We start from the raw sequence: 12688 nt of genomic DNA on the forward strand, positions 1-12688 counted from the left end.
TTTTTACTTTTTTTAATAATTGATTGATAATCTTTTAACATTTCTTCATAGTTACTATAATGATGTTGTTCTACGATTTTTTCTGTCCAGTCGCTAAATAACCACCATCCCTCGTAGTCAGCACGAATCTTTGCAACTGTCCACATGACTAAGTCCCCTCTCAAATTAAAACTCTAATAAATATTGTAACTTTTTTTTAGACGAATTCAAGCTTAAAGACTTCGTTCTTTTAATTGAGATAAAGATGATATGTGTATTAATTATTAGTTTTTTGTAGGAAAAATACGTATAATATAATGTAGAGGTGATAATGATGCAACGTAAACATATACAAGTATTTGGAACTGTCCAAGGTGTAGGGTTCCGTCATCATACTGAATTAATTGCAAAAAAACTTGATATATTTGGTACTGTTCAAAATGTTGAGGATTATGTAGATATATATGCTCAAGGTGACGAGGAACAAATAAAATCATTTATTGATAAAGTGATTGCTGGTGCTTCTCCTGCATCTTCAGTTTCTGATTATAGTATTGAAGATTTAGACACAACAAATAGATACTCAGAATTTAAAACGATTTATTAAATAAAGGAAGATGAATATTGAGATATAACCTTTCTCGACTTCTGGGTGTTTTAGTAGGAATTCCAATAGCTATTATCTCATGGGTGACAAGTGTATTTGGATTTGATTTATCCTTTATACTTGATGCCCTAATAGGTATTGGAATGTTTTTTGTATCTTATTTTCCTACTCAAAGATTGACATCCAAAAAATATTTAAATGAAATTGGATTATCACGTAGAGACTATCGTTTTGTTAATCAGCAACTCAATCAATCACATAATAAAATTCGTAATATTTTAAAATCATATATTAATATCAGATCGATTAAAGATTTTCGTCAAATTAATGATATTTATAAAATTTCTAAGTCTATTCATTTTGCTGTTAAACAGAGACCTTCATCATTCTTCAAGGTAGAAAGTTTCTTTTATTCGCATATAGATAATGCACTAAATTTAATTGATGCATATACCCGTTTATCTAAAATGCCAAAAAAATCTGCTAAAGAAAAGCAAAAATTAGAGCGAACACGTATTACTTTAGATGAAGTGAAACGTACACTTATTGCAGATTTAAAAAGACTTAATGAAGATGATTATGAGCGTTTAGATATTGAAATGGAACTTAATCGGTTACAACAAAAACGATATAAAGAATAATAATTTAAAGTTAAGATAAGGAATGGAGAGAATTTTTAAATGAATCAAAAAGACCAATTTATTAACTCACATCCATTAGATGATTATATAGATCATCAAACGCATGATGTTTCAACTCAAAATGTTAAGCAAGACTTTAAACAACAATTTAACGAACAAGATTTAAAAAAAATTGATTCAATTAGTCAACAAATCAAACCATTAGATAGTGAAGGCCTATTATCTTTTGGGACACATCTACAGCAGAACATGTCTCAATTTTCACATCAAATGTTAGATGAAGTTCAATCGAAAGATGTGGGTCCTATTGGTGATACTTTAAATCAATTAATGTCTAAGTTAAGTGAAGTTAATCCTGATGACTTGAATCAAGACAATCAATCTAAACTTAAACGTTTATTTAGACGAACAAAAGCTTCAATAAATGAAGTATTCTCTAGAATGCAATCTGTAAGTTCACAAGTTGATAGAATCACCATTCAATTGGATAAGCATAAAGGAAATTTAACTAAAGACATTCAGTTACTCGACCATCTTTATGAACAAAATAAAGTATATTTTGATGATGTTTCTCTATATATTGCTGCTGCACAGCGTAAAAAACAAGACATAAATGCTAATGAATTGCCTAAATTGCGTCAACATGCAGAACAATCTGGTAATCAAATGGATATTCAAAGTGTCGCTGATATGGAGCAATTTGTTGATCGATTAGATAAAAAAATTTATGACTTACAATTATCACGTCAAATAGCAATTCAAACAGCACCGCAAATTCGCATGATTCAAAATGTGAATCAAGCATTAGCCGAAAAAATTCAAAGTTCTATTCTCACAAGTATTCCTTTATGGAAAAATCAGATGGCTATTGCTCTCACTTTAATGAGACAAAAAAATGCTGTAACAGCTCAGCGTGCAGTTACTGATACCACAAATGACTTGCTTACTCGAAATGCAGCCATGTTAAAACAAAATGCAATTGAAACGGCTACTGAAAATGAACGTGGTATCGTAGATATTGAAACGCTTAAAGCGACTCAAAATGACATCCTTGAAACGATTGAACAAACACTGCAAATTCAATATAATGGACGTCAAAAACGTCAACAAGCTGAAAGAGAATTATCACAACTCGAGAATGAGTTAAAAGAACATTTACTTACTATGAAAAAAGAATAGATAAAATTAAAACACCGATTGCTCTCATTTAAAGAAGTAACCGGTGTTTAGTATATCTATTCCTTTTGATAAACAATATACGATTGATTTATAAACTTAGATACGATATACCCTATTATGATTGAAATGATAGCTATAGGTAACCATTCTAAAGAATATTGCTTAAGAGGTAAATGATTTATAACATTTAATTTTATTAAACCTAACGTATTTATTGTACTTACAATTGAAACAAGACTAACAATGATAATAGGTATTTGTTGCGCAATAGGTTTAGTTGGAATAAAACGCGCAAGTAAGATTAAAATAATCATAGTAATAGCTACAGGATAAATAATACTTAATACAGGAACAGACATGTTTATAACAGAATTTAATCCTAAATTAGCCAATATAAAACTGATAATTGTAAAACCTATAACATATACCTTATAACTAATTTTTGGAAATATACTATTAAAGTATTGACTCACAGATACAATAAGTCCACAAGCTGTAGTTAAACAAGCTAAAGCAACAATGATACCTAGTAAGTATTTGCCTAGAACACCAAAGCCATTTGTAGCCATTGTAGTAAGTAAATAAGTTCCTATATTTTGATTTTTAGCCATTAGAGTTGTAATCGTATTTTGACTTATTCCCATATGATTACCAATATACCCTAAAGAAACATATATAAAAATTAATGCTAAGGCGGCAATAAACCCAGCTATAACTGTTTGTTTAAATATTTGATTGGTGTGTTTAACTCCTGTTGCTTTAATGGCATTAACCACAATCATTGAAAATGCAATTGCTGCAATTGCATCCATTGTTAAATACCCTTCAATAAAGCCATGGGAAAAACTTTCTATATTTGAAGAATATGTTTCTGGATTTCCATGAGATGAACCGTGTCCCTTATAGTCTACAAATCCTTTAATGATCATAGCCAAAATTGTAATTAATAATAAAGGAGTTAATAAAGATCCAATTCGATCTACTATTTTACCGGGATTAATACATAAATATAAAACAATAATAAAATAAATAAGTGTAAAAATGAATAAAGACATATTACTATTTGAATGAGTAATGGGTGTAATAGTCATTTCAAAAGACGTAGATGCAGTACGTGGTATAGCAAATAGAGGTCCAATGGTTAAATAAATAATAATTAGAAAGACAACTGAAAATCTCGGTGACAGTTTATTAAAGGCACCAATATATCCTTGTTTATCAAGTGCCCCAACGACTACTCCAAGTAATGGTAAGCCTATTCCAGTTAAACAAAAAGCTAAAATTGCTGGCCAGAAATAGGCACCACTTTCTTGTCCTAAATTAGGAGGAAAAATTAGATTACCTGCGCCAAAAAACATAGCAAATAGCGTAAAGCCGATAATCCAAGTATGTTTATTCATAGACTTGCTCCTTTTTATGTATATGTTTGCAATATTTAACATTCTAGCACAAAAAGAATTTACAAGTCTATGTATGTCACAAAAATTTGAATATTATAAATCAATATACAGTTTAATTATTGATTATGATTAAAAAGATTTTAATAACAATTTTTTTAGCAATGGTGATAAGTGACTCGGTAAATTTTCAACACCTTCTACAAATAATGCAAATTGTCCATAAATATTATGAATGGTTTCTTCAATATCTTCAGTAATAGGATCTTGGCTTAAAAAGACATTAAATACTTCGATTCCAAATTTACGTGCCATTTCCACAGCTTCATACGTATCTAAAATGCCGTCTTGAGCATAGTTATATGCTGAAGGTTCCCCATCTGAAAAGATAATTAAGAAACGTTGTTGATGACTTCTTCTTAATAAACGTTCACTTGCAATTCGTATAGCTACGCCATCTCTATTATCATCTTGAGGATGTAATGACATAATGCGTGGTCCACTTTTTTCTATGATGGAGCGATCGTAATGAACGATTTCATCAATGATATTAGGTTGTTTTCGATCATCAGAGTCAAAAGCATCTTCATTAAAAGCAAGTATCTCATGTTTAACGTTGAGTGCTTTTAATGTTTCATGAAATAATACGACGCCTTTAATCGTTTCTTCCATTTTATCGAACATACTAGCAGATACATCAATCAGTAATGTAAAAGTCGCATCGAATGTTTTACTAAGGTCTTGTTTTTTATAAAACAATTTATATTGATCATCAATAAACCAATTGGTTAAATCACGTTGAAGACGACCTTTAGTCAAATTATGACGTTCGTCCACGTGTTCTCTATCGATGGTTTTCTTTATAATCTGAATTAAATCTTTAGTTTCAAATTGTACTTCATTTTTAACTTGTTGGTAGCTTGAAATATACTCTGGCTCTATATCAGGCACTTTCCATTCTATTTCGACATTTTCATTAATACCACGTAAAGCAAATGATGGATTAGAACCTATAGAACCGCCTTCGTCACGATCAAGTGAATGATTAGAGCCACGTCCTTTTTTCGTCATCATATCTGTCATATCATCAGTTGAATCACCTTCACGTGCAGTGTCGTTATCACTCATGACGTCACTATTTTCACCTTCATGTAATTCCATTTCAAGATAAGCGCCACCTTCAGATTTACTATCTTGAGCGTTTGTTTCAGCTTCGGCTGATGTAGTGTCAGTTTCTTGATTTGTATTATCTTGCCCATCAACGTTACTTGCATCCATACGTTTAATATCCTCATAAGACATTTCATGAATAGCTTCATATACTTTTCTAGGAAGATGATAATATTCATTTAACATATCATGTGATAACATTTCATCGATTTGGAACATGATACGTTGTGCAAGATACATATTATCTTCAGATGATTCATTTTGGAAAAAATCAGGTAAATATTGAAACATATGATTTAATATGTCATCTAATTGTGGATGTATCGTGGGTATATCAAAGAAGTTTTGACTTAAAAATGCTCGCTCTAAATATAAGAAAAGTAAATCTGTATATACCGTTTTTGTTTTATAGAATTTAATTTGTGATTCCGTATAAGATAATCGAGTTTTCACTCTTAAATCAATTTGTTTAGCAGTGCTAGGCCGATCCACTTTAATAAAATTAAAAACGCGCATATCTTCTAGCAATCTAAAGAGTTGATGATAAAATTTGGGATGGCTAAATTCATTATCATGAAGGACTTCATTTACGATAGCTTCGTCCATCATTTTATAACCATATGCAGCGAGCATAACATCTGTTTTTAACCCTGCACTTTCAATATCTTTTGGACGATGAGACCAAAACCAACTTGTAATTAAAGTATTATTAATAGGATCATAATAAGGGAACTTTTGAATTTTTACTTTAGTTTGTTCGTTTTTCAGTAGTAAGCGCGCTAAATCTTGTAACATCATGACTTGCTTAGCATCTAGCTGCTCATCATTAAATTTTATAAAACGATCACTCATAATAATCCCTCTCTAAAAGTTTAGTTCGATTGCATTTCTGATGGCTTGCTGTTCGCGTTCATCTTCAAGTTTATCGATAATTGTACGCTTAATTGCTCTCTCTATTGGCATAACTGTAATTAAGTCACTTAAGTCAATTAACGCACGAATACTAGCTGCTTCTTCTGAAATTTGTCCTTGTTTTGACATTGTACGTAAGTCTTCATTAAATTTAATGATTTTTTTAATTATATCATCATCTTGAAGTTGGCTTTGTTGTTTAATGACATCTTTAAGAATGTCTCCTCCAATGTAATCAACTTGTATGACAATAAAGCGGTTTTTTAATGCTTCATTCATTGGTAATGTCCCAACATAGCCTTCATTTATCGCAGCAATTACATTGAAACCAGGGGCTGCTTTAATTACTTCTCCAGTAAAAGGATTGGTTAACTGACGTCTATAGTCTAATACACCATTTAAAATAGGTAATGTTTCAGGTTTAGCCATATTGATTTCATCAATATATAAGATATGACCTTCTCGCATGGCTTTTATAACTGGGCCGTCAATAAAAATAATTTCTTGTTGACCTTGTTCATTTGTTTTTATTGTTTTAAAACCTAATAAGCTCTCTGCGTCTAAATCAACAGAACAGTTAACTTGATGCATCGGCGTTTGGACCACTTCACTTAAAGTTTCAGCTAATCGTGTTTTACCAGAGCCTGTAGGGCCTTTTAATAAAATATTTTTATTTAAATTAAACAATGCTTTTGCATCATTGAATACAGATTGATCTGAATTGATATAATGATTATTTGGCATTTTAATATTCTCCTTTATAAGATGAAAAAATAGACCAAGAGCGTGTATAAATGTATAGATATTGGCACATCACTCTGAGTCTTAATTTAATCGTTATCTTTTTAGAAATTGAATGTATTTAAACTTCTTTAAAATAATCTTTGTAATAACCACCTACTAGATCAGAGTTATCAATGATTTGATAATATTCTTCAGTTTCATTGATGACATCATATTGTTTTCCAATAGTAAGCATATCTGATACTGTGAATTTTTTTGCATCAGTATTAACTACCATCACTTGTTTAATTGGTGTGCGTGATTTCCAATCTTCATGTAACATTCCCATTTTAAATCCTCCAATAAAATGATTTATATTAATTTTTTTCTAAAGTATATATGAAAGAGATGCCGCTACCTTCAGTAATGCGTAACGATTGAGCATCACCTTGATTTAATATTTGATAAGGAATACCTATTTCATCCAGTTCTTTTTGTGCATGTTCAAAGTCTTCAGTTGAATTTGTACTGAATTCAATTTGTTCCACAATTCCTTCTTCTTTTAATTCAACTTGATCATTAGATTGATATAAATGAATTTCTCCACCAAGTCCACCATCTCCGATTTTAAATACCTGGACAGTTTGATCAGGAAATTCAGTAGATTCATATTCAGCATAATGCGTTAAATTAAATACATTTTTAAAGATAGAAGTTGTAACCAATAATTCGTTTACTTTAATAATTACTGGTCCCAATCCTTGAATTTGATGAAGAGGATTAACAGCACTTTCAAAAGTAGGTGTGCCTAATCCAACACCAACATTCAGTTCATTAGAATAGATATCAAAAATTTGATGATTATCATCTTTAAAATTAAAGTGCTGATTACCGTTTAATTCAGTGATTGAACTAAATTGAATATTATTTTTTTCTAATATTTGTTGGTATTCTTCTAAACCAGCATTCGATGGTGTTCTTAATCCCACGCTTGATATATGTACATTTCTATAATTAGGATTAGGAACTTCTACAAAGTGAAGTCTTGTACCAGGATTTAATTCAGCATCACCAAAACGTAATGCTTGTCTTTTTGTTGCAACATTAAGACCTAAAATATTATGAAATAAATTCTGTGTTTTTGAGAGATCACTTGTTCCAATCGTAACACTTCTTAGTCCACTCATTCATCGACACTCCCATTTATATATCTTTTCTTAAACATTATAACGTATTTTATATATGAATAATATGTTGAACTCTTAAATAAGAGTATTGTTTTTTATTATAAAATATACGTAAATAAAAATATTATATATGATTAAAGTGTGTATAATAAATAAAATATATATAAGATAATATATATATTTTATCCCTCCCCTACTTTGTTTTATATAGGTAGGGGGGATATATCATAGGTTATTTAATTGTCTTAAAACAAACTTGATAAATTATATAAAGTTCGTTTTTAACTTATTGTAGCTTTAATGACTATTATTTTTTTATGAATTCGTTTGGAATATCCTTAAAAATATTTGTTGTTTTTTGTCCAAATATAATACTTAATTTATCATTTTTATACATATTAGCATCTGCTTTGGAAAAGTCATAAATGGATAATGAGGGATGCGCTTCTCTGTTATTTTTTATATTCTCAATTTTTTTAATACTAATATAACTAAAACATAAAAAGAGTAGAATAAATTCATTATGAACTTATTCTACTCTTTATCAATTTTTGATTAAGGTTTCAATATATTTAGCTCTTTAATAAACGAAATTAAGATTCTAATAATAAGTCTTCTGGGCTCTCGATAAGCTCTTTAATTGTTTTTAAGAATCCAACTGCTTCTTTGCCATCAATAATTCTATGGTCATAGCTTAATGCAATGTACATCATTGGTCGGTTCTCGATTGTATCTTTATCAATAGCAATTGGACGAGTGATAATTGAATGCATACCTAAGATAGCAGCTTGATTACCATTAATAATTGGTGTACTCATCATAGAACCAAATACACCACCATTAGTGATGGTAAATGAACCATTTACCATATCATCTAATCCAAGTTTTTTATCACGTGCTTTTACTGCTAAATCTGCAATTGATTTTTCTAGTTCAGCAAAGTTTTTCTTATCACAATCTCTAACGAATGGTACTAATAATCCATCATCTGTTGAAACAGCAATACCAATATCATAGTATTGTTTAGTAATCATATCGTCTCCATCAATTTCAGCATTAACTTCTGGATATTTTTTGAGTGCTGCTACTGCTGCCTTAGTAAAGAATGACATAAATCCTAATTTAGTGCCGTCATGATCTTTAATAAATTGTTCTTTTTTACGTTTTCTTAATTCCATTACATTTGTCATATCAACTTCATTAAATGTTGTGAGCATTGCGGTATTATTAGATACTTCTAATAATTTTTTTGCAGCTGTTTTCTTTCTTCTAGACATTTTTTCACGGATCACTGGTTTATTAGGCGTATTAGCAGTTGATTTTTTAGATGTTTCTTGTTGTGAATTAGGTTGAGTATTTTGATTAGATTGACTTGGTTTTTGACTATTATCAACATCTTCTTTTCTTATCACATCGCTACCTTTTCCAGCTACTTCATTTAAATCAATACCATTTTTACGAGCATGACGACGTGCTGATGGTGTTGCATTCACTCTTTTATTATTGATTGATTCTGAGTCGTCATTTGAACTTGTATCGCTACCTTGTGCTTCAGTAGAAGTGCGTGGTGTTGAATAATTAGTTTCTGCAGAATCTGTTTTTGTGTTTTCATTTTCAGAATTTGAATCGTTATTTTGTGATTCGCTTGAACTACTTGTACTACCTTTACCTTCACCGACAATTGCAATAGCTTGGCCCACTTCTACAGTGTCGCCTTCAGATGCAAGTTGTTCTTGAAGTATACCATCTTCTTCAGATACAACTTCAACATTCACTTTGTCAGTTTCTAATTCAAGAATAGCTTCTCCTTTTTCAACATTATCCCCTATGTTTTTTAGCCACTCTGCAACTGTACCTTCTGTAATTGATTCTGCTAATTCTGGAACTTTTACCTCTGCCATTATATTTCCCCCTAGTTATTTTTGACACTATTTTCAATAATTTTATGTTGAACAAGTTTGTGAATTTCTCCATCACCTTCGGCAGGTGCTGCACGTTGTATTCTACCCTGATAACTTAAATTATATTGATGTCCAACAATAGATTTAAGATATGGGTAAACAAATAACCATGCGCCTTGGTTTTTAGGTTCTTCTTGAACCCAAGCAACAGATTCTAAATTTGGTAATTCTTCTAAAGCTTTTTTAATGTCCTCCTCTGGGAAAGGATATAATCTTTCCACAGCAATAAGTTGTATATTTTCATTAGGTTCTTTTGCTAATGTTTCTTTTAAATCAATAAACATTTTTCCAGAAGCTAAAATGACTTTTGTTACTTTAGCTTTTTGAGCATCTTCAACAATAATTGGTTTGAAACCGCCAGTTGTAAATTCACTAATTGGCTTAGCCACTGTTTTATTTCTTAGCAAACTCTTAGGTGACATCACAATTAATGGTCTCATCGCTTCAGTATTTAAACTTTTAGCTTGTGCACGTAATAAATGGAAGTAGTTACTAGAACTTGATAGATTGACCACTGTACTATTATTTTCAGCCGCCAGTTGTAAGAATCTTTCTAAACGTGCTGATGAATGTTCAGGACCTTGACCTTCAAAAGCGTGTGGTAAGAATAAAGTTAGACCACTACGCTCGCCCCATTTAGCTCTGGCAGATGACATAAAATTATCAAACATCATTTGTGCCATATTTGAAAAATCTCCATATTGGGCTTCCCAAATATTCATACTATTTTTATTTTCAACATTATATCCATATTCAAAGCCTACGACTGCAGCTTCTGATAATGGACTGTTATGCACTTCAAATGTTGCTTTTTGACTTGGTACATGGTGAAGCGGTGTATACGTATTGCCATTGTCTTCATCATGTAGTACAGCATGTCTGTGACTGAATGTACCACGTTCACTATCTTGACCTGTCAAACGAATTGATATGCCATCTTGAACAATTGTTGCAAAAGCTAATTGTTCTGCTTGAGCCCAATCAACTAGACCATTTTCATTTTCAAAAGGCTCTCTACGTTTTTCTAATACTTTATTTAATTTTCTAAATACATGGAAATCTTCAGGATAGTTTAACATTGCATCATTAATTTCTTTCAAATGTTCAAAGCTAAACTCTTTTTCATCACTTTGTAAAGGCAACTGAAGCGATTCTGGTTTATTCATTGCAGTACTATTCATTTTATCTGATTTATCAATTTTATCTTGAGCAGTACGCATTTCTTTTTGTACAGAATCAATCATTTCAGACATTTGTTCTTTCGTTAAAATACCTTCATCTACAAGTTTATTTCCATAAATCACTTCAACTGAATCATGCTTTCTAATATTGTGATATAATGTTGGATTTGTAATAGATGGTTCATCCATCTCATTATGTCCATATCGACGATAACCTACTAAATCAATGACAAAGTCTTTGTGGAATTCTTTTCTAAATTCCATAGCAATATCAATGGCTTCAATTGTCGCTTCTACATCATCTGCATTCACATGAAGAATAGGTACATCATAACCCTTAGCGATGTCTGATGAATACGTTGTAGAACGACCATCAATAGGTTCAGTTGTAAAACCAATTCGGTTATTTGTAATTATATGTAGTGCTCCGCCAGTTGAATAACCATCTAAATTACTTAAATTCATTGTTTCAAAATTGATACCTTGACCAGGATATGCAGCATCTCCATGAATAATAATTGGCATACCGTGATGAAAATCTGTAGTTGGTCCACCCGCATGATGTGTATCATCTTGAGCAGCACGTGTTTTTCCTATAACTACAGGTGCTACAATTTCTAGGTGACTAGGATTGTTTGCTAAAGAAATACGTTGTTCAATACCATATGAAGAAGTAGTTTTTACGCCACCTAAGTGATATTTAACGTCTCCTGTCCAACCAGCAGTAAGTTTTAAACTGCCATCTTCAGGTAAGAATTTCATTGGATCCGTGTGCATAAATTCTGAAATCATCATTTCATAAGGTTTTTCTAATACATGTGTTAAAACATTGAGACGTCCCCTATGTGCCATTCCAATTTGAATATTCTGAATGTCCTCTTGAGCAGCACGCTTCAATGTATGTTGCAACATTGGCACTAATGTATCTACACCTTCAATTGAGAAACGTTTTGCTCCGACAAAGTTCTTATGTAGATATTTTTCAAAACCTTCAACATGAGCAAGTGTTTTAAATAAGTTGATTTTTTCATCACTATTAATAGTAGCTTTATAAGGTGTTTCAATACGACGTTTTAGCCAAGTACGTTCTTTATTATTGTTAATATGATTGTACTCAAACGCAATAGAGCCTTTATAACGCTTTTCCATACGCTTTAACGCTTCATAAGCATTATCGTATATATCACTAAAGTGATCTGATACGATACCAGATGAAATATTTTCTAATGTCTCTTTATCTAAATTAAAATCTTCAATTTCTAATTTTGGGACATGCGTTCTTTTAGGCGCATTTACAGGATAAATATCAGCCTTTAGATGACCATATTGTCTAATATTATCAATTAATCGCATGACACGTTTGATTGTGCTATCATCTGCTGAAGTACCACTCCCATCTGTGGTAGACTTAGCTTTAATTTGTGCTTCGCCATTTTTTATTGTACTAAAAAGCACTTGTAAATCATCTGAGACAGAAGTTGGGTCTTGAAGATAATCATCATATAAATCGAGCATAAGACCCAAATTTGCCCCAAAATTTACTGGAGCTTCCGTAACATCCCTTTTATCCTTTGCCATTTTATACCCTCCACAAAATAGTTAAACCGCTTACAAAACTATCATAGCACTATTTTGACTATTGATAAAGACTATTGACTGAATATTATGTAAAAAGAAAAAATTCAATAAAGATAAATTTTTTTAATTTTATATTAATAAAAAAACACAGATTATTATCATCTGTGTTTTTA

Annotated in this window: 10 protein-coding genes and 1 pseudogene; 3 read left to right on the top strand and 8 right to left on the bottom strand. The window is 31.0% G+C overall.

Going from position 1 to position 12688, the window contains the following annotated elements; translation table 11 throughout:
• Positions 1-146: pseudogene (locus CD034_RS11390) on the bottom strand (DUF1033 family protein); the annotation flags it as partial.
• Between the two features lie 167 nt (positions 147-313).
• On the opposite strand from CD034_RS11390, the gene CD034_RS05030 reads away from it, so the two are divergent.
• From CD034_RS05030 to CD034_RS05040, 3 genes are read left to right on the top strand one after another with little or no spacing between them, the layout of a single operon-like run.
• On the top strand, positions 314-586 hold the full coding sequence (locus CD034_RS05030) for an acylphosphatase (protein ID WP_002449833.1): 273 nt from the start codon (positions 314-316) through the stop codon (positions 584-586).
• A 17-nt stretch (positions 587-603) separates the two neighbouring features.
• Positions 604-1227 (top strand): 5-bromo-4-chloroindolyl phosphate hydrolysis family protein, encoded by a 624-nt coding sequence (locus CD034_RS05035; RefSeq protein WP_002449786.1) that lies wholly within the window; start codon positions 604-606, stop codon positions 1225-1227.
• Between the two features lie 39 nt (positions 1228-1266).
• Positions 1267-2406: a toxic anion resistance protein gene (locus CD034_RS05040; RefSeq protein ID WP_049430848.1), complete on the top strand. Its 1140-nt coding sequence runs from the start codon at positions 1267-1269 to the stop codon at positions 2404-2406.
• Positions 2407-2462: 56 nt separating this feature from the next.
• Here CD034_RS05040 and brnQ3 read toward each other — a convergent pair whose 3' ends face one another.
• The 7 genes from brnQ3 to CD034_RS05075 all read right to left on the bottom strand — a co-directional run bounded on the left by brnQ3 (position 2463) and on the right by CD034_RS05075 (position 12515).
• Positions 2463-3806 (bottom strand): branched-chain amino acid-like transporter carrier protein BrnQ3, encoded by a 1344-nt coding sequence (gene brnQ3 / locus CD034_RS05045; RefSeq protein ID WP_002449883.1) that lies wholly within the window; start codon positions 3804-3806, stop codon positions 2463-2465.
• Between the two features lie 129 nt (positions 3807-3935).
• Positions 3936-5825 (bottom strand): vWA domain-containing protein, encoded by a 1890-nt coding sequence (locus tag CD034_RS05050; protein WP_002449795.1) that lies wholly within the window; start codon positions 5823-5825, stop codon positions 3936-3938.
• 12 nt (positions 5826-5837) lie between these two features.
• Positions 5838-6629: an ATP-binding protein gene (locus CD034_RS05055; protein WP_002488526.1), complete on the bottom strand. Its 792-nt coding sequence runs from the start codon at positions 6627-6629 to the stop codon at positions 5838-5840.
• 118 nt (positions 6630-6747) lie between these two features.
• Positions 6748-6951: a DUF6501 family protein gene (locus CD034_RS05060; RefSeq protein ID WP_037554552.1), complete on the bottom strand. Its 204-nt coding sequence runs from the start codon at positions 6949-6951 to the stop codon at positions 6748-6750.
• 34 nt (positions 6952-6985) lie between these two features.
• Positions 6986-7795, bottom strand: a complete 810-nt coding sequence (locus CD034_RS05065; protein WP_002455346.1) for a VOC family protein — start codon at positions 7793-7795, stop codon at positions 6986-6988.
• Between the two features lie 593 nt (positions 7796-8388).
• Positions 8389-9696, bottom strand: coding sequence for a 2-oxoglutarate dehydrogenase complex dihydrolipoyllysine-residue succinyltransferase (odhB, locus tag CD034_RS05070; RefSeq protein ID WP_002449702.1), 1308 nt, complete (start codon positions 9694-9696; stop codon positions 8389-8391).
• An 11-nt stretch (positions 9697-9707) separates the two neighbouring features.
• Positions 9708-12515 carry a 2-oxoglutarate dehydrogenase E1 component gene (locus CD034_RS05075; protein WP_002455344.1) on the bottom strand — a complete coding sequence of 936 codons (2808 nt, stop codon included), beginning with the start codon at positions 12513-12515 and terminating at the stop codon, positions 9708-9710.
• Between the last annotated feature and the right edge of the window lie 173 nt (positions 12516-12688).

The sequence above is a fragment of the Staphylococcus hominis subsp. hominis genome (assembly GCF_002901845.1).
GTDB classification, from domain to species: domain Bacteria; phylum Bacillota; class Bacilli; order Staphylococcales; family Staphylococcaceae; genus Staphylococcus; species Staphylococcus hominis.

Bases quoted from the DNA above. Each gene is read 5' to 3' on its own strand.
- CD034_RS05030 (WP_002449833.1), top strand. From the start codon at position 314: ATGCAACGTAAACATATACAAGTATTTGGAACTGTCCAAGGTGTAGGG.
- CD034_RS05040 (WP_049430848.1), top strand. From the start codon at position 1,267: ATGAATCAAAAAGACCAATTTATTAACTCACATCCATTAGATGATTAT.
- brnQ3 (WP_002449883.1), bottom strand. From the start codon at position 3,806: ATGAATAAACATACTTGGATTATCGGCTTTACGCTATTTGCTATGTTT.
- CD034_RS05050 (WP_002449795.1), bottom strand. From the start codon at position 5,825: ATGAGTGATCGTTTTATAAAATTTAATGATGAGCAGCTAGATGCTAAG.
- CD034_RS05055 (WP_002488526.1), bottom strand. From the start codon at position 6,629: ATGCCAAATAATCATTATATCAATTCAGATCAATCTGTATTCAATGAT.
- CD034_RS05060 (WP_037554552.1), bottom strand. From the start codon at position 6,951: ATGTTACATGAAGATTGGAAATCACGCACACCAATTAAACAAGTGATG.
- CD034_RS05065 (WP_002455346.1), bottom strand. From the start codon at position 7,795: ATGAGTGGACTAAGAAGTGTTACGATTGGAACAAGTGATCTCTCAAAA.
- odhB (WP_002449702.1), bottom strand. From the start codon at position 9,696: ATGGCAGAGGTAAAAGTTCCAGAATTAGCAGAATCAATTACAGAAGGT.
- CD034_RS05075 (WP_002455344.1), bottom strand. From the start codon at position 12,515: ATGGCAAAGGATAAAAGGGATGTTACGGAAGCTCCAGTAAATTTTGGG.